The following is a 16,328-nucleotide window of genomic DNA, read 5'->3' as shown; positions in this document are numbered from 1 at the left end:
CCACCACCCCACCGCACCACCAGCGACGCCCAGGAGCCCCACCCGTGACCGCCGAAGCCCCGATCGCCCCCGCCCTGTCGTACGGCCGGCTGATACCCGTCACCGTCCACTTCGACGACCTCGACGCGCTCGGGCTGCTCCACAATGCCCGCTACCCGCTGATGGTCGAGCGGGCCTGGACCGATCTGTGGAACGAGCACGGCGTCCGCTTCGACGGCGACTGGGAGGCCGCCGGCGACGCCTGCAACGCGGTCAAGGAGCTGCGCATCGGCTACGAGGCACCGGTCACCAGGCCGGGCGCCTACGCCGTCCACCTCTGGCTGGAGCGGCTCGGCAACACCGGCCTGACCTACGGCTTCCGCTTCTGCTCGACCGACGGAGCGGTCACCTACGCGCACGGCACCCGGGTCCTGGTCCGGCTGGACGCGGCGACGCTGCGCCCGGCGCCGTGGAGCGAGGGCTTCAGGGTCGCGGGCCGGGAACTGCTGCGGCCCGCGGACTGACCTCGGCCCGGTCGCCACGCCCGCCGGTGCGCAGCACACCCGCGAAGACCACGAGCCCGCACGCCAGCGCGGCGACCAGCCCGAACGACACCACCAGGCTCGTCGCCTGCGCCACCCCGCCGATCAGGCTCGGCGCGATCAGCCCCGAGGTGTAGGTGATCGTCGCCACGCCCGCGATGGCCTGACTGGGATTCGGGCCGCTGTGTCCGGCCGCCGCGAAGCACAGCGGTACGACCACCGCGATGCCGAGGCCCATCAGCGCGAACCCGGTCATCGCCACCGCCGGATGGCCCGCGATGACGATCAGCAGCCCGCCGAGGAGGGCGAGCACGCCGCCCGCGCGCACGGTGCGGACCGCGCCGAATCGGTTCACCACCGCGTCCCCGGCGATCCGGGCCACCGCCATCGTCAGCATGAAGCCGGTCGTCGACGCCGCCGCCAGCCCCGCGGAGCTGCCCAGGCGGTCGCGCAGGAACACCGCCGACCAGTCCAGGCTGGCGCCCTCGGCGAACACCGCGCAGAAGCCGACCGCGCCGATCAGCAGCGCCGACCTGGGCGGCAGCGCGAACCTCGGCGGCGGCTCCTCGTCCTCGGCCGGCTGGAGGTCCAGTACCCGGCCGGCGGCCAGGACGCCGAGCGCGGTGAGCGTGGCCGCGGCCAGTGCGAAGTGCAGGCGGGCGTCCGCGCCCAGGTGGGCGGCGAGGGTACCGGCCGCGGAGCCGATCAGGGCGCCCGCGCTCCACATGCCGTGCAGCCCGGACATGATCGACCTGTCGAGCAGCCGCTCGACCTCGACACCCAGTGCGTTCATGGCGACGTCGGCCATGCCCGCGCTCGCCCCGTAGGCGAACATCGCCAGGCACAGCGTGTACATGTTCGGCGCCAGGGACGGCAGCACCAGGGACAGCGTCCACAGGGTGATCAGCACGCGCAGGGCCGTCCGGCTGCCGAGACGGTGGCTGATCCGGCCCGCCAGCGGCATCGAGCACGAGGCGCCGAACGCCGTGAAGGCCAGGGCGAACCCGAGCTGCCCCGCCCCGAGCGAGGCGTGGTCCTGGATCCACGGCACACGGGTCGCGAACGAGCCGGTGACGGCGCCGTGCACGGCGAACACGGCCGCCACGGCGTACCGGGCGCGCCGTATCTCGTGCTGTTCGTAGCCCACGTCTTTCATGGTCCTTCCCCTCCCCGGACGGGTGCCGCTCCGCTGTACCGCCGTAAACTATCAGGGACCCTGCCTGATAGATAGGCAATTAGTGGCCGGTCCAGGGATCGCCGATCTGGGAGGATTCCCGTCATGCCCGCATCACCGAGCACCGCCCGGGCCATCAACGACCGGCTCGCCCTGCGTCTGCTGCAGCAGGAAGGCCCGCTGACGGCCGGGCAGTTGAAGCAGTTGACCGGACTGTCCCGGCCCACGGTCGCCGACCTCGTCGAACGCCTCACGGCCTCCGACCTGATCACGGTCGTCGGGGAGTCGGGCGAGCAGCGCCGCGGCCCGAACGCCCGGCTGTACGGCATCGTCGCCGACCGGGCCCACCTGGCCGCGCTCGACGTCCGCACCGAGAGCGTCTCCGTGCTCGTGTCCGACCTGCTCGGCCGGGTGCTCGCCGAGGCGTCGGTGCCGATCGGCGGCGACACCGGGACCGGCCCCGCTCTGGACCGGGCAACGGCGCTGGTGGAGCGGGTGGCCGAGGAAGCCGGGGCCATGGGGGTGCCCCCGCGTGAGTCCGATCGGGTGTGGGGGAGGCTGCACACCGTCGGCATCGGCGCGCCGGGGCTCATCGACCCCGCCACGGGCGAGTTGCGCGACTCGGCGGGCCTGCCGGCCTGGCACCGCCGACTGGTCGCCGCCCTTCAGGAGCGCTTCCCGCAGGCCCGCGTCAGTGTCGAGAACGAGACCAACCTCGCCGCCATGGCCGAGCAGCAGGAGGGCGCCGCCCGGGACCGGGACACGTTCGTCCTCCTCTGGCTCGGCCACAGTCCGGGCGCCGCCGTCGTCCTCGACGGCAGCCTCCGCCGCGGTGCCTCCGGCGGCACCGGCGAGATCGGCTTTCTGCCGGTGCCGGGCACGCATGCCCTGCCCTCGGCCACGGACTGCGAGGGCGGCTACCACTCGCTGGTCGGGGCGGCGGCGGTCGCGGAACTGGCCGGTGAACACGGGCTGGCGGGGGCCGCGGCGGACCCGGGCGCGGCGGCGGTGGCGGTGCGGGAGGCGGCACGGGTCCTCGGCGAAGGCGGCACGGAGGACGACGCGGCCCGCTCCGCCCGCTTCCTCGATGCCCTCGCCGACCGGATCGCCATCGGTGTGGCGTCCGTCGTCGCCATCCTGGACCCGGGGTGCGTGGTCCTCGGCGGAGAGCTCGGGCAGGCCGGGGGAGAGGCGCTCGCCGCGCGCGTGGCGGAACGGATCCACCGGATGTCCCCACTGGCCACCGAGGTACGGGCCAGCGGCCTCGGCGGCACGGCCGTACTGCGCGGAGCGCTCCTGACGGCCCGCGAGCGAGCCCAGGACGAACTCTTCGCACCACGGGAGCGTTAGCCGGAGCCACGGAGCCACGGAGCCACGGAGCCACGGAGCCACGGAGCCACGGAGTCACGGAGCCACGGAGTCACGGAGCCACGGAGTCACGGAGCCACGGAGCCACGGAGCCACGGAGCCACGGAGCCACGGAGCCACGGAGCCACGGAGCCACGGAGCCACGGAGCCACGGAGCCACGGAGCCACGGACCCACGGAGCCACGGAGCCACGGAGCCACGGACCCACGGACCCACGGACCCACGGACCCACGGACCCGCCCCGCCCTCCTCGGGGGCGCTGCGGAGCGGTGGATGTCCCGGCCGGAGCGAGCCCGGGACTGGCTCTACGCACCACCGGGCGTCAGCCGACCCGCCGGCCGGTCCTCATCGGGTGGTCCGGAGTCGCGGGTCCGTGCCCGGCCCCGTCCGTCTCACCGGGCGGTTCCGTCCGCGAAGCGGTGGGTCAGGTACGCCTCGAACGTCCCCTTGCCCACCGCCTGCTCCGGGGTGAGGTGGCCGCCGTTCCGGAAGGCGCGGGCCGTCCGGCCGGGCAGGGGGACGCTCAGCAGTGGCCGCCGTCGGCCGGTCGCCCTGAGGTAGGCGCGGGCCAGCGAATCGAGCGTCCGTACCTCCGGGCCGCCCATGTCCGCGACCCGGCCGGCGGGCGCTCCGGTCGCCAACTCGGCCAGCCTGGCCGCCACTTCGGCCACCTCAATCGGCTGGTCCGACGTCCCGGCCGGCAGCGGCATCACCGGCGGCTTGGCCAGCGTCTGGAACAACTGGACCAGCAGATCGTGGAACTGCGTCGTCCGCAGCACCGTCCAGCCGAGGCCCGACTCCGCGACCAGATTCTCCACGGCGAGCTTGGTCAGGTAGTAGCCGAGCGGCACCCGGTCGACGCCGACGATGGAGATGTACACGAGGTGGCCCGCGCCCGCCCGGCGCGCGGCCGCGATCAGGTTCTCCGCCGCCCGTTCGTCACCGCCCTTCGGCGAGCTCGCGCAGTGCACGACCGTGTCCACGCCCGCGACGGCCGCGTCCAGACCGGCACCGCCGGCACGCAGGTCGACGGCGTGGGACCGGGCGTGCCGGCTGAGCACCCGCACCTCGTGCCCGTCCGTGCGCAGCCGCTCGACGACGAGCCGGCCGAGGGTTCCGGTCCCGCCGGTCACCAGGATCGTGGTCATGCTGTTCAGCCCCTTCGCAGGCCGGGCGCTCCCGGGTGGAGCCCCCTTCGCCAGCTGAGACCGGACAGCTCCCGCGAAATGTGACAGTCCGGCGGGACTCTCTTCAGGGGCGTGCCAGCCGGCGTCGTACGAAGTCCAGCTTGTCCGGGTTCACCACGGCCCGCACCCGCGCGATCAGCCCGTCCCGCTCCTCGAAGCAGACGACACCGACCAGCGTGTCGCTCGCCCACGCGGCCAGCGCGGTCGCGCCGTTGACCTCGGCCGCCGTGTACTCGAAGCCCGCCGCGAACCGCTGGGACGCACCCACCAGGAAACGGAGGACCTTCTCGCGGCCCTCGATCGGCCGCCGTGCAGCCGACACCTTGCCGCCGCCGTCGCTCCACCAGGTCACATCGGCCGCGAGCAGTTTCTCCAGGCCGACCAGATCGCCGTCCCGGGCCGCCGTGATGAAGGACGCCACGAGCTTCTCCTGCCGCTCGGGAACGGCATCGAACCGTCCTTCGGGCGCGGCCACCCGCAGCACCGCCCGCCGGTACAGCTGACGGCAGTTGGCCTCGCCCAGGTCCAGTACGTCCGCGATCTCCCGGTGCCCGTACCCGAACGCCTCCCGCAGCACGTACACCGCCCGCTCGGTCGGAGTCAGCCGCTCGAGCAGGACCAGCATCGCCATCGACACGGAGTCCCGCTGCTCCGCCGACTCCAGGGGCCCGAGGGTGCCGTCGGAGGTCACGACCGGCTCCGGCAGCCAGTCCCCGACGTACTGCTCGCGCCGGGCGCGGGCCGAGGTCAGCCGGTTGAGACAGAGGTTGGTGACCGTCCTGGCCAGCCAGGCAGACGGATGTTCGATGGCTGTGCGGTCGGCGCCGTCGAAGCGCAGGAACGCGTCCTGGACCGTGTCCTCGGCCTCCTCCGCGGAGCCGAGCATCCGGTAGGCCAGGCCGAACAGACGCGGGCGGTGGGTCTCGAACTCCTCGGCGGTCGGCGTCGTCATGCGCTCAGCCTGCCAGAGCGCCCGAAGACCCGGCGGCGGGCAAGGGCCGTCGTCACCGCCGCCGGGCCCACCCGAACCCTAAAAGGACTAGACCATTCGGTCAATGGGTTCCGGCCGGGTTCCGACGGATCGTCAGCGGCCCACGGAAGGCGGGCAATGCGGCCTGTGAGCCACCCCACACGGGCCGCCTGCATGGATGACCATCGGGCGTGGCACACTGGATCTGTACCAGAAGCAGCGCACTCCGGGGTCGGTGAAAGTCCGAACCGGCGGTTACAGTCCGCGACCCGGTCGCTTCCAGCGGCCGGTTGACCAGGTGAAATTCCTGGACCGACGGTTAAAGTCCGGATGGGAGGCAGTGCGCGGCGGGCGGGCATACACATATGCGCGCCGCCGTATCTGGGCTCGTCCGCAGTCGGACGAGTCCTTTTCGGCGTCGCTCTCGGTGTGCTCACCCGTAGATTCTGTCGTCATCGACAGGCCCCGGAGTCCGTGCCCTATTGAGGCAGGAGGACCCGGGAAGTGTTCACCGGAATCGTCGAAGAACTGGGTGAGGTCACCGCCGTCGAGAATCTCGGCGACGCCTCCCGCTTCAGGCTCCGTGGCCCCGTCGTGACCGAGGGCGCGCAGCACGGCGACTCCATCGCCGTGAACGGCGTCTGTCTCACCGTCGTGGAGCACGAGGGCGACGAGTTCACCGCGGACGTCATGGCCGAGACCCTCGACCGCTCCAGCCTGGGCGTCCTCGCCGTCGGCTCCCGCGTCAACCTGGAGCGCCCCACCGCCGTGGGCGCGCGCCTCGGCGGGCACATCGTGCAGGGGCACGTGGACGGAACCGGCCAGGTGCTGGAGCGCAAGCCGTCCGAGAACTGGGAGATCGTGAAGGTCTCGCTGCCCGCGGACCTCGCCCGCTACGTCGTCGAGAAGGGCTCCATCACCGTCGACGGCATCAGCCTCACCGTCGTCGAGGCCGGCCCGGACTACTTCTCCGTCAGCCTCATCCCCACCACCCTCGCCCTGACCACGCTCGGCCTCAAGCAGCCCGGCGACCCGGTCAACCTCGAGGTCGACGTCATCGCCAAGTACGTCGAGCGGCTCCTCGCCGCCGGGCAGGGGGCCGGCCAGTGAACTGGCTGAACAAGGAGGCCTTCGTCCTCTTCGACCAGCACATCCTCTGGTCGGACATGATCGGCAACATCTTCGGCCTGGTCGCTCTCGCCCTCGGCTGGCGGCGGTCCATCTGGAGCTGGCCGGTGCAGTTCCTGTCCGGACTGATCCTCTTCGGAGCCTTCTACGGTCACCTGACCGGCAGCGCCGGCAAGCAGGCCGTCGTCATGACCGTCGCGCTGTACGGCTGGTGGCAGTGGCAGCGCGGCAAGGGGCAGAGCGAGGACGGCCACATCTCCGTCCGCTTCGCCACCTGGCGCGAGCGCGCGGCGATGCTCGGCGCCGCGGCGGTCGGCACCGTCGCCGTGGCCCTGCTGTTCAAGGCCTACCCGTCCCTGTCCTGGGACCCCTGGCCGGACGCCTACATCTTCGTCGGCACCGTCGTCGCCATGTACGCCCAGGCGCGCGGCATGGTCGAGTTCTGGTTCGCCTGGCTCCTCGTCGACCTGGTCGGCGTGCCCCTGAACTTCGCCAACGGCTACGCCTTCTCCGGTTTCGTCTACGTCATCTACGGCGCACTCGTCCTGTGGGGCATGCGCGACTGGTGGCTGCGCTCCCGTCAGGGCTCGCAGCCCGCTCTGGAAGGAGCGCCCGCATGAGCGCGGCACCGATCCTGTACAGCACCGAAAGCATCGAGGACTTCACCCTCGACCCCGTCGAGCGGGCCATCGCCGACATCGCGGCCGGCCGCCCCATCGTGGTCGTCGACGACGAGGACCGGGAGAACGAGGGCGACCTCGTCGTGGCCGCCGAGAAGGTGACCCCCGAGATCGTCGCCTTCATGATGAGCGAGTGCCGCGGACTGATCTGCGCCCCCATGGAGGGTGAGGAGCTGGACCGGCTGCGGCTGCCGCAGATGGTCGAGGACAACACCGAGTCGATGAAGACCGCGTTCACGGTCTCCGTGGACGCCTCCGCCGCTCATGGCGTGACCACCGGCATCTCGGCCGCCGACCGAGCGACCACCCTCCAGCTGCTCGCCGACGGCACGGCGGAGCCCGGCGACTTCGTCCGCCCCGGCCATGTCTTCCCGCTGCGCGCCAGGCCCGGCGGCGTCCTGGTCCGCAACGGCCACACCGAGGCGGCCGTCGACCTCGCCCGCCTCGCGGGCCTGCGCCCGGCCGGCGCGATCGTGGAGATCGCCGGCGAGGACGGCCGCATGCTGCGCCTGCCCGAGCTGATCCCGTTCGCCCGCAAGCACGGCCTGACGATCATCTCCATCGAGGACCTGGTCGCCTACCGCCGGGACTCCGAGCCCACCGTCCACCGTGAGGCCGAGGTCCGCCTGCCCACGAAGCACGGCACGTTCACCGCGTACGGCTACCGCTCCGCCGCCGACGGCGTCGAGCACGTCGCCCTCGTCCACGGCGAGATCGGCGACGGCGAGGACGTCCTCGTCCGCGTCCACTCCGAATGCCTCACCGGAGACGTCTTCGGATCCGCGCGCTGCGACTGCGGCCCCCAGCTGGACGCCTCCCTGCAGCGCATCCAGGCCGAGGGCCGGGGAGTGGTGGTCTACCTGCGCGGGCACGAGGGCCGCGGCATCGGCCTGCTGTCCAAGCTGCGCGCCTACGAACTGCAGGAGCGGGGCCACGACACCCTCGACGCCAACCTCGAACTCGGCCTGCCCGCCGACGCCCGCGACTACGGCGCCGGCGCGCGGATCCTGGCGGACCTCGGCGTCCGCAGCCTGCGCCTGATGACCAACAACCCCGAGAAGACCGACGCGCTGCTGCGCCACGGCCTCAAGGTCACCGCGCGCGAGCCGATGCCCGTACAGGCGGGCGAACACAACCTCCGCTACCTGCGCACCAAGCGGGACCGGATGGGACACGACCTGCCCTGGCTGGACACGCCGACCGCGGCAGCTTCCGCGGCCGTGTCGGCGGCCACCTGTGGCAACCAGTAAGAAAAGCACTGAAGGAGAGACGTGAGCGGCAAGGGTGCACCGGAACTGTCCGTACGCAACGCGAGCGACCTCAGGGTCGCCGTCATCGCGGCACAGTGGCACGAGAAGGTGATGGACGGTCTGGTGAACGGCGCCCTGCGCGCCCTGCACGAACTGGGGATCGACGAGCCGACCCTGATCCGGGTCCCCGGCTGCTTCGAGCTGCCGGTCGCCGCCAAGGTCCTCGCGGGCCGCGGCTACGACGCGGTCGTCGCGCTCGGCGTCGTCATCCGCGGCGGCACCCCCCACTTCGACTACGTGTGCCAGGCCGCGACCCAGGGCCTCACCCAGGTCTCCGTCGAGACCGGCGTCCCCGTCGGCTTCGGCGTGCTCACCTGTGACACCGAGGAGCAGGCCCTGGACCGGGCCGGCCTGGAGGGCTCCAACGAGGACAAGGGGCACGAGGCGGTGACGGCGGCCGTGGCGACCGCGTGCACGCTCCGCTCAGTATCTGAACCCTGGCACTAGGGGGTCGCGCAAACCGCGTAGGGTGGGATCACCATGTCCAAGAAGACGTTCGAGGAGCTCTTCACCGAGCTCCAGCACAAGGCCGCCCAGGGCGATCCCGCCACGTCCCGCACCGCAGAGCTGGTCGGGAAGGGCGTCCATGCCATCGGCAAGAAGGTCGTCGAAGAGGCCGCAGAGGTCTGGATGGCCGCCGAGTACGAGGGCAAGGAGGCGGCCGCCGAGGAGATCTCGCAGCTGCTCTACCACGTCCAGGTGATGATGGTCGCCCGCGGGATCTCCCTGGACGACGTCTACGCCCACCTCTGAGCCGTAAGAGCCACCCTTCACACCGCACGCACGAACAAAGGAAGCCGACCTCATGCTGCGCATCGCCGTCCCCAACAAGGGTTCACTGTCCGGCCCTGCGGGGGACATGCTGCATGAGGCCGGCTACCTGCAGCGCCGGGAGTCCAAGGAACTGCGGATCGTCGACCCGGCGAACGAGGTCGAGTTCTTCTACCTCCGCCCCCGCGACATCGCGATCTACGTGTCCTCCGGCCGCCTCGACATCGGCATCACCGGCCGCGACCTGCTCATCGACTCCGGCGCCAACGCCGAGGAGATCCTGCCGCTCGGCTTCGCCCGCTCCACCTTCCGCTACGCCACCAAGCCCGGCACGGCGAAGGGCGTCGAGGACCTGAACGGCCTGACGGTTGCCACGTCCTACGAGGGCATCGTCGCCAAGCACCTCGCCGACAACGGCATCGACGCCTCCGTCGTCCACCTCGACGGCGCCGTCGAGACCGCCATCGAGCTGGGGGTCGCCGAGATCATCGCGGACGTCGTCGAGACCGGCACCTCGCTGCGCAACGCGGGCCTGGAGGTCATCGGCGAGCCCATCATGAAGTCCGAGGCCGTCGTCATCCGGCGTACCGGCGCGGACACCGAGGAGCACAAGGTCCAGCAGTTCCTGCGCCGCCTGCAGGGCGTCCTGGTGGCCCGGACCTACGTGATGATGGACTACGACTGCCGCGCCGAGCACCTGGAGGCGGCCGTCGCCATCACCCCGGGCCTGGAGGGTCCGACCATCTCCCCGCTGCACAACGAGGGCTGGGTGGCCGTCCGCGCCATGGTCCCCGCCAAGGACGCCCAGCGGATCATGGACGACCTGTACGCCATCGGCGCGCGGGCCATCCTGACCACGGCCATCCACGCCTGCCGCCTCTGATCCCGGGGGCCGCACACCGATGTCCGAACCCACACCCCTTCCCGCCCTCCCCGTCACGTTCCGGCCGGGCCGCACCCGTGTGGTCCTGCTCACTGCCGGAGTCGCGATCTTCGCGGTGCTGTCGGGGGTGTCCCTGCTGCTGGATCAGCTCGGCCCGGGGGACCGGCTCACCTTCATCGTCACCGGCGGCCTCAGCTTCTGGGCGCTGGCCCAGCTCGCCCGGGTGAAGGTGGTCGCCGACGAGACCGGCGTCACCGTCGTGAACATCGTCACCAGACGGCGCCTGGACTGGGCGGAAATCCTCCAGGTGAACCTCCGCCCGGGTGACCCGTGGGTGTTCCTGAACCTCAGCGACGGCACCAGCCTGCCCGCGCTCGGCATCCAGCCGGGCATCGCCAAGAAGCGTGCCATCGCCGACGCGCGCACGCTGCGGGCGCTCGCCGAGGCTCGCGCCACAAGGGATTCCGGGCAGGATGAGGGCTGACTCAGGGGCGTTCGCCCTGCCACATTGACGCGTGTCTTGATTAATCTGGTGACGGAGGCGTTTTCGTTGCGCCTCCGCCCCTGTCGTGCCGCCCGGCGCACAGGGGTTCCTGCTACCCGAGGAGTGACCCTCTCCGGCGATGGACGGATCGTCCTGTAGTACCTGCGCCGCCCCCTACCGACATAGCGCGGAGGCGGCGGCATCATGAGCATCCCCCTGCTGCTCCTCGGAGCGGCGTTCCTGCTGATCCTCGCCAACGGCTTCTTCGTGGCGGCAGAGTTCGGCCTGGTGACGGTCGAGCGCCCGGAGGCCGAGAAGGCCGCCGCCGAGGGCGACAAGCGCGCCCGTACGGTCGTCGAGGCGCTCAAGGAGCTGTCCTTCCAGCTCTCCGGCACCCAGCTCGGTATCACCATCACCTCGCTTGTCGTCGGCATGCTCGCCGAACCGGCCCTCGGGCAGCTCCTGCGCGGCCCGTTCGCCGCGATCGGCATCCCCGACGGCGCGGCGTCCGGTGTCGCCGTGGTCGTCGGCATGCTGCTCGCCTCGGCGATCCAGATGGTGATCGGCGAACTCGTGCCCAAGAACTGGGCGGTGTCCAAGCCCCTGCAGGTCGCGCGCTTCGTCGCGGGCCCGCAGTACCACTTCTCCCGCCTGTTCCGCCCGGTGATCGCCGCGCTGAACACGGTCGCCAACCGGCTCGTCCGCGCCCTCGGTGTCGAGCCCGCCGAGGAACTGGCCTCCGCCCGCACCCCCGGCGAGCTCGTCTCCCTGGCCCGGCACTCCGCCCAGGCCGGCGCGCTGGAGCAGGACACGGCCGATCTCTTCGTGCGGACACTGTCCCTCGGCGACCTGACCGCGCAGCACGTCATGACCCCGCGGGTGAAGGTCAGCGCGCTCCAGGACTCGGCCACCGCCGAGGACGTGGTCAATCTGACCCGGGCCACCGGCCTGTCCCGCTTCCCCGTCTACCGGGAGAAGATCGACGAGATCGTCGGCATGGTCCACCTCAAGGACGCCCTGGCGATCCCGTCGCACGACCGGCTGCGTACCCCGGTCGGCCGTATCGCGAGCAAGGCGCTGCTGGTCCCCGAGACGCTTCCGGTGCAGCCGCTCCTCGCGCGCCTGCGCAGCGAGCAGCCCATCGCCGTCGTCGTCGACGAGTACGGGGGCACGGCGGGTGTGGTCACCCTGGAGGACATCGTCGAGGAACTCGTGGGTGAGGTCCGCGACGAGCACGACCGCCAGGACGTCCCCGAGCTCGCCGCCGCTCAGTCGGAGGACGGCAGGCCCGCGTGGGACGCGGACGGCAGCTGCCGCGTCGACATCCTGCAGCGCATAGGCCTCGACGTGCCGGAAGGCCCGTACGAGACGGTGGCGGGCCTGGTCGCCGACCTGCTCGGCCGGATCCCGGCCCCCGGCGACAAGGCCGAGCTGCCGGGCTGGCGGCTCTCCGTGCGCCAGGTCCGGCACTACCGCGCGGAACGGGTCCGCCTCGTGCGGACGACCCCCGTGGCTCCCGCTGTGGAGGCCGCCCGATGAGCCTGCTCCAGCTGATCTTCGCCGCGCTGCTCGTGCTCGCCAACGGATTCTTCGTCGGCGCCGAGTTCGCGCTCGTGTCCGTCCGACGCAGCCAGATCGAACCGCTCGGCACCGCGCGGGCCCGTCAGGTGCTGTACGGCCTGGAGCGGCTGCCGCAGATGATGGCCGCCGCCCAGTTCGGCATCACCGTGTGCTCGCTGACGCTGGGCGCGGTCGCCGAGCCGACGGTGGCCCATCTGCTTGAACCCGTGTTCGAGGCGATCCATCTCCCCGACGGCGTGGTTCACCCGCTCGGTTATGTCATCGCCCTCGCCGCCGTGGTCTTCTTCCACCTCGTCATCGGTGAGATGGTCCCGAAGAACCTCGCGATGGCGGCGCCGGAGAAGGTCGCGCTGTGGCTCGGCCCCGGCCTGGTCGCTTTCGCCCGCCTCTGCCGGCCGATCACGGTGGCTCTCGGCGCCTGTGCCCAGGGCATCCTGCGGCTGTTCCGTGTGGAGCCCAAGGACGAGGTCGAGGCCGTCGTCACGAGTGAGCAGCTCAACCGTCTGCTGGAGGACTCCGGCCAGGCGGGCCTGCTCGCCCCCGAGGAGCAGGAGCGTCTGGAGGACGCGCTGGAGCTGGGCTCCCGCCCCGTCACCGACGTGCTCCTCAAGCGCGAGTCACTGGTGACCGTGACTCCGTCGGTCACGCCGGGGGAGATCGTCCGGCTCACCGCCCGGACGGGGTACTCGCGGTTCCCGGTAGCCGCGGAGAAGGGCGCCTTCATGGGGTACGTGCACGTGAAGGACGTACTGGACCTGGAGGACTCGGACCGGGCCGTACCGCAGCACGTCTGGCGGCCCATGACGACCCTCCGGTCCGAGCTGCCCCTCGACGACGCGCTCACGGTCATGCGGCGGGCCGCGACGCATCTGGCCCAGGTGGCCGACGCGTCCGGCAAGGTGCTCGGCCTCGTGGCGCTGGAGGACGTACTGGAGCTGCTGGTCGGCGAGGTACGGGACCCGGCGCACCGGGAGACTCCGGAGCCGAGGGTGACGGAGCCGCGGGCGAGCGGGGAGCCCGAGGGGGTGCTGGCCACCTAGCCACCTGGTTGCGGGCAGCCGTGCCTCCCCCCGGGCTCTTCGAGCTGGGCCGAGAACTCGGGGCAGGCGCCCTGCCGGCGCGGGCGAGCGTGCCCACGCCCGCCCAGCCCGGAGCCGGCACGCGGCACCTACATGGCCGACGGATCCTGCGGCCCCCGCCCCGACAGCACCTCGCCGTACGCCTGCATCAGGTCCGGCAGCCGGAGAGTCGCCAGGTCGTCGCGGGACAGCAGCCCGGGGTACGCCGACAACCGAAGGTCCCGGTAGGCGCAGCTCTTCTCGTACAGCGTCCGCAGGAACCGCCCGTTCCCCAGCTCGTCGATCCACCCCTGGTCGACGACGTGCCCGGCGATGGAGCGCAGCTCGTCCAGCGCCTCCTCGTCCCACACGTCACCGTTCTCCCCGGCGAGCACCTCGCCGATCGAGGTGAGTTCGAGGGGCCGGTACGAGGGGAAGTCGACGCGGCTCGTGAACCGGGAGGACAGCCCCGGGTTGGCGGCCAGGAGCCGGTCCATGCCCTCCGGATAGCCGGCCAGGATCACCACCAGGTGGTCCCGGTTGTCCTCGGCCCGCTTGAGCAGGACCTGCAGGGCCTCGTCGCCGTACGCGTCGCCCTTGCCATAGCCCGAGTTGGAGAGCGAGTACGCCTCGTCGACGAACAGCACTCCGCCGATCGCGGAGTCGATCAGCTCGTTGGCCTTGACCGCGGTCTGGCCCAGGTACTCGCCGACGAGATCCGCCCGCTGGGCCTCCACCAGATGGTCGCCGCCGAGCAGACCCAGGGCGTAGAAGACACGGCCCAGGATGCGGGCGACCGTGGTCTTGCCGGTGCCCGAGGGGCCGGAGAAGACGAAGTGGCGCTTCGGCGGCTGCACCGGCAGACCCTGCCCGGCCCGCAGCCGCGCCATGTTCAACTGGGCCGAGAGCGCCTTGACCTGGCGCTTGACGGGCTCAAGGCCCACCATGCGCTCCAGTTCGGCGAGCGCCTCCTCCAGCAGGGCGGGGTCGGTGGGCCCGGCGGGCAGCGGCGCGGCTCCGATGGTCTTCTCGCGCACCGCCGGATCTGTCACCGACGGCAGTGCACCGGTGGGCGGCAGGTCGGGCTCGGAGAACCGCAGGTCGCGGCCCTCGATGCCGAAGAGGGGGTCGAACGTGTCGGGGCCGTCCACGCTGTCCTGCCCGGCGCCGGTGAGCGTGATCGCCGCCAGACCGGCCGCATCGTCGTACCCGTCGGCCTCGGCGATCGCGGCCAGACGGGCCGAGGTGTCCATGAAAGCGGGGTCGACGCGGTGCACGGCCCGGTACAACGGCAGTGCCGCCGCGCTGCGCCCGGTGCCCTCGTGGGCGCGGGCCAGCCAGTACCGCAGCTCCTTGCGCTGGGGCTGTTCGCTGCGGCAGCGCATGAGGGCCACCGCCAGGAGCGGCTCCGCCTGCCCGTACATCTCCAGGCGGACCCTGGCCATGCCGCCGAACAGACCGGCCTCGATACCGAGCATCGGGTCGTCGAGCAGCGAATCGGTGTGCCGGACCAGTTGCTCCCAGTCCTTGACCAGATAGGACCGGCAGGCGTGCAGGAAGCGCACCTGCGGGTCGGCGTCCACGGGCGGGAGTCCGGCGAGCGCCCGGTCCAGCTCCGGCACGTGCCGGCCGTCCAGCCAGTGCGAGGCGTGCGCGAGCAGCAGGTCCCGCGGGCTCTCCAGCACCGGCTGCACCCACCAGCCAAGCCAGTACCAGGAGTTGAGGGTGCGGCGGTGCCGGGCGCGCTGCTCCCCGAAACGGTCCCGGTGCCGGAACATCCTGAGCAGCGCGGTCGTCGTGTCCACGCGCAGCGCGTGCAGCCCGAGCCAGGCGTCGGCCATCCCGGGATCCATCCGCACCGCGGTGCGGAACTCCTCCTCGGCCTGCGGATAGGCGCCCATCGTGTAGGCGTCCACGCCTCGCAGCCAGGCGAGGTCGGCCGGGGCCTCCAGGCCCTGCGTGCCGAAGTCCATCACGTCCCCCACAAACCGTGCCCCCGTTGGTTCACCACCGAGCAGTCGCCCGGCGGCTTCCTTGGTCGAACCGCTGTGCCGCGGACCGGAGTTGAAGGTGCGCGAAGCAGCCGTTCGAAGGTCGCACCGAAGGCATCGTACCTGCGGGTCGGGTGCCCGCCGAAGGGTGCCGCACGGCTCGTTTGGCGAGGTGGGAGCAGACGGGGCGCAACCGGTTCGGTGACTGAGGGTGAGCGGATCTATGCGCGCGGCGCCCGAAAAAGGCGCGGAGGGCAGAACGAAGCCCCCGATCACGGGGGAACAACCGGGGGCTTCGCGTCTGTGGGGCGGCTCCGAATGGCCGCACATTGAGAACGTAAGTCCTGTACGGCCCCCGGGTCAAGCCGAGTTGAGGCACTCGAACAAGTTCTCAGACAAGGGTCTTCACAAGTTCAGCACACAGCGGACGGGCCGTCACCGTGAGTGACTTCCTGGTCCGGTCCATTGGCCACGCCGGGCCCAGGCAGTACCTCGTACCCCTTCTGTGACTGCAACACCAGAAGGTCGGCGTACGCCCGCGACGGGTCCGTGGTCAAGTGCCGGCGTTCCGCCCGGACCCACCCGGCCCAGAAGTCCCGCTGCTCGGATCCGTCCCGCAGGCGCCCGCGGTTCCAGGACTCCTCGTGCGGCAGCTCCATCCACAGCAGCCCCGCCAGATGCGGGCGCAGCGCACGGCGGCCGGCGCCGACGCCCTCCACGAGGACCACGGGTGCGGGCGGCAACGCGCGGGGCGGGCCGAAGCTCCGGGCGCGCCAGTCGTAGGGCGCGTACGCCGCGGTCTCGCCCCGGCCGAGCGGCTCGATCACCTGGGCCAGCAGCCGTCCGGTCCACTCGAAGAGCTCGTCGTGGCTGGCGATGTCGTCGAGGTGCAGCACCGGGGCCCCGCCCAGTGCGGCGGCCAGGTGGCCGGCGAACGTGGACTTCCCGGAGCCGGCGTGCCCGTCGACACCGATCAGGCGCACCGGTCCGCAGGACGGGGGGAGTTCGCGCAGGCGGGCGGCGAGGTCGTGAATGGTGATTCCCGAGGTGTGATGCGGTGTGGGCGGTTTTCCGGAAACATTCTAATGGTGCCGCGCGGCGGCCGCGGAGGCGGTCGGAAAACGTATCGCCTTGAACTACCCCCGAGGCGGTCGGTAATCGTTTCATTAATGTTCCGAATCGGTTGACCGATATGTCGAAATCGCCGTTCCCGGTGTGCCCG

The 16,328-nt window shown here is 71.7% G+C and carries 16 protein-coding genes and 1 riboswitch; of the genes, 11 read left to right on the top strand and 5 right to left on the bottom strand.

Annotation, left to right across the window (positions count from 1 at the left end; translation table 11 throughout):
- The first annotated feature begins 44 nt into the window (after positions 1-44).
- Positions 45-503: an acyl-CoA thioesterase gene (locus tag ACIPSA_RS20620; RefSeq protein ID WP_402636915.1), complete on the top strand. Its 459-nt coding sequence runs from the start codon at positions 45-47 to the stop codon at positions 501-503.
- Here the strand turns inward: ACIPSA_RS20620 and ACIPSA_RS20615 are convergent.
- Complete coding sequence (locus ACIPSA_RS20615; RefSeq protein WP_402636913.1) at positions 463-1,677, bottom strand: MFS transporter; 1,215 nt, start codon at positions 1,675-1,677, stop codon at positions 463-465. The two genes, ACIPSA_RS20620 and ACIPSA_RS20615, sit on opposite strands and share 41 nt — an antisense overlap.
- A 123-nt stretch (positions 1,678-1,800) precedes the next feature.
- On the opposite strand from ACIPSA_RS20615, the gene ACIPSA_RS20610 reads away from it, so the two are divergent.
- Entirely contained in the window at positions 1,801-3,045 is a 1,245-nt protein-coding gene (locus tag ACIPSA_RS20610) for an ROK family transcriptional regulator (protein ID WP_402636911.1), read from the top strand.
- A gap of 410 nt (positions 3,046-3,455) precedes the next feature.
- On the opposite strand, the gene ACIPSA_RS20605 is transcribed toward ACIPSA_RS20610, so the two are convergent.
- Together ACIPSA_RS20605 and ACIPSA_RS20600 are read right to left on the bottom strand one after the other, a co-directional pair.
- Positions 3,456-4,211 (bottom strand): SDR family oxidoreductase, encoded by a 756-nt coding sequence (locus ACIPSA_RS20605; protein WP_402636908.1) that lies wholly within the window; start codon positions 4,209-4,211, stop codon positions 3,456-3,458.
- 103 nt (positions 4,212-4,314) lie between these two features.
- Positions 4,315-5,202: an RNA polymerase sigma-70 factor gene (locus ACIPSA_RS20600; RefSeq protein ID WP_402636906.1), complete on the bottom strand. Its 888-nt coding sequence runs from the start codon at positions 5,200-5,202 to the stop codon at positions 4,315-4,317.
- Positions 5,203-5,437: 235 nt separating this feature from the next.
- A riboswitch (FMN riboswitch) is annotated at positions 5,438-5,568 on the top strand.
- Positions 5,569-5,724: 156 nt separating this feature from the next.
- Here ACIPSA_RS20600 and ACIPSA_RS20595 point away from each other — a divergent pair.
- From ACIPSA_RS20595 to ACIPSA_RS20555, 9 genes are all read left to right on the top strand, one after another.
- Positions 5,725-6,330: a riboflavin synthase gene (locus ACIPSA_RS20595; protein ID WP_402636904.1), complete on the top strand. Its 606-nt coding sequence runs from the start codon at positions 5,725-5,727 to the stop codon at positions 6,328-6,330.
- Entirely contained in the window at positions 6,327-6,968 is a 642-nt protein-coding gene (gene pnuC, locus ACIPSA_RS20590) for a nicotinamide riboside transporter PnuC (RefSeq protein ID WP_402636901.1), read from the top strand. The genes ACIPSA_RS20595 and pnuC overlap by 4 nt, the downstream gene beginning before the upstream one ends.
- A complete protein-coding gene (locus tag ACIPSA_RS20585) occupies positions 6,965-8,278 on the top strand; it encodes a bifunctional 3,4-dihydroxy-2-butanone-4-phosphate synthase/GTP cyclohydrolase II (protein ID WP_402636898.1) in 1,314 nt (437 codons plus the stop codon). Before pnuC ends, ACIPSA_RS20585 begins: the two co-directional genes overlap by 4 nt.
- A gap of 21 nt (positions 8,279-8,299) precedes the next feature.
- Positions 8,300-8,785, top strand: coding sequence for a 6,7-dimethyl-8-ribityllumazine synthase (ribH, locus tag ACIPSA_RS20580; protein WP_402636895.1), 486 nt, complete (start codon positions 8,300-8,302; stop codon positions 8,783-8,785).
- Positions 8,786-8,818: 33 nt separating this feature from the next.
- Positions 8,819-9,091 carry a phosphoribosyl-ATP diphosphatase gene (locus ACIPSA_RS20575; protein WP_019983911.1) on the top strand — a complete coding sequence of 91 codons (273 nt, stop codon included), beginning with the start codon at positions 8,819-8,821 and terminating at the stop codon, positions 9,089-9,091.
- A 52-nt stretch (positions 9,092-9,143) separates the two neighbouring features.
- Positions 9,144-9,992: an ATP phosphoribosyltransferase gene (gene hisG / locus ACIPSA_RS20570; protein ID WP_402636892.1), complete on the top strand. Its 849-nt coding sequence runs from the start codon at positions 9,144-9,146 to the stop codon at positions 9,990-9,992.
- Positions 9,993-10,011: 19 nt separating this feature from the next.
- Positions 10,012-10,476 (top strand): PH domain-containing protein, encoded by a 465-nt coding sequence (locus ACIPSA_RS20565; protein WP_402636889.1) that lies wholly within the window; start codon positions 10,012-10,014, stop codon positions 10,474-10,476.
- 204 nt (positions 10,477-10,680) lie between these two features.
- Complete coding sequence (locus ACIPSA_RS20560) at positions 10,681-12,015, top strand: hemolysin family protein (protein ID WP_402636886.1); 1,335 nt, start codon at positions 10,681-10,683, stop codon at positions 12,013-12,015.
- Complete coding sequence (locus ACIPSA_RS20555) at positions 12,012-13,097, top strand: hemolysin family protein (RefSeq protein ID WP_402636883.1); 1,086 nt, start codon at positions 12,012-12,014, stop codon at positions 13,095-13,097. Before ACIPSA_RS20560 ends, ACIPSA_RS20555 begins: the two co-directional genes overlap by 4 nt.
- A gap of 128 nt (positions 13,098-13,225) precedes the next feature.
- On the opposite strand, the gene ACIPSA_RS20550 is transcribed toward ACIPSA_RS20555, so the two are convergent.
- Together ACIPSA_RS20550 and ACIPSA_RS20545 are read right to left on the bottom strand one after the other, a co-directional pair.
- On the bottom strand, positions 13,226-15,088 hold the full coding sequence (locus ACIPSA_RS20550) for an AAA family ATPase (RefSeq protein ID WP_402636880.1): 1,863 nt from the start codon (positions 15,086-15,088) through the stop codon (positions 13,226-13,228).
- A 431-nt stretch (positions 15,089-15,519) separates the two neighbouring features.
- Positions 15,520-16,140 carry a uridine kinase gene (locus tag ACIPSA_RS20545; protein ID WP_402637712.1) on the bottom strand — a complete coding sequence of 207 codons (621 nt, stop codon included), beginning with the start codon at positions 16,138-16,140 and terminating at the stop codon, positions 15,520-15,522.
- Positions 16,141-16,328 lie beyond the last annotated feature (188 nt).

Source organism: Streptomyces sp. NPDC086549 (genome assembly GCF_044746205.1).
Taxonomy (GTDB): domain Bacteria; phylum Actinomycetota; class Actinomycetes; order Streptomycetales; family Streptomycetaceae; genus Streptomyces.
The sequence above is the reverse complement of the archived record's forward strand: the minus strand, read 5'-3'. Positions and strand labels throughout refer to the sequence as shown.

Excerpts from the sequence above, each read along its gene's own strand:
- ACIPSA_RS20610 (WP_402636911.1), top strand. The coding sequence starts at position 1,801 with ATGCCCGCATCACCGAGCACCGCCCGGGCCATCAACGACCGGCTCGCC.
- hisG (WP_402636892.1), top strand. The coding sequence starts at position 9,144 with ATGCTGCGCATCGCCGTCCCCAACAAGGGTTCACTGTCCGGCCCTGCG.
- ACIPSA_RS20550 (WP_402636880.1), bottom strand. The coding sequence starts at position 15,088 with ATGGACTTCGGCACGCAGGGCCTGGAGGCCCCGGCCGACCTCGCCTGG.
- ACIPSA_RS20605 (WP_402636908.1), bottom strand. The coding sequence starts at position 4,211 with ATGACCACGATCCTGGTGACCGGCGGGACCGGAACCCTCGGCCGGCTC.
- ACIPSA_RS20565 (WP_402636889.1), top strand. The coding sequence starts at position 10,012 with ATGTCCGAACCCACACCCCTTCCCGCCCTCCCCGTCACGTTCCGGCCG.
- ACIPSA_RS20560 (WP_402636886.1), top strand. The coding sequence starts at position 10,681 with ATGAGCATCCCCCTGCTGCTCCTCGGAGCGGCGTTCCTGCTGATCCTC.
- ACIPSA_RS20555 (WP_402636883.1), top strand. The coding sequence starts at position 12,012 with ATGAGCCTGCTCCAGCTGATCTTCGCCGCGCTGCTCGTGCTCGCCAAC.
- ACIPSA_RS20585 (WP_402636898.1), top strand. The coding sequence starts at position 6,965 with ATGAGCGCGGCACCGATCCTGTACAGCACCGAAAGCATCGAGGACTTC.
- ACIPSA_RS20575 (WP_019983911.1), top strand. The coding sequence starts at position 8,819 with ATGTCCAAGAAGACGTTCGAGGAGCTCTTCACCGAGCTCCAGCACAAG.
- ACIPSA_RS20615 (WP_402636913.1), bottom strand. The coding sequence starts at position 1,677 with ATGAAAGACGTGGGCTACGAACAGCACGAGATACGGCGCGCCCGGTAC.
- ACIPSA_RS20600 (WP_402636906.1), bottom strand. The coding sequence starts at position 5,202 with ATGACGACGCCGACCGCCGAGGAGTTCGAGACCCACCGCCCGCGTCTG.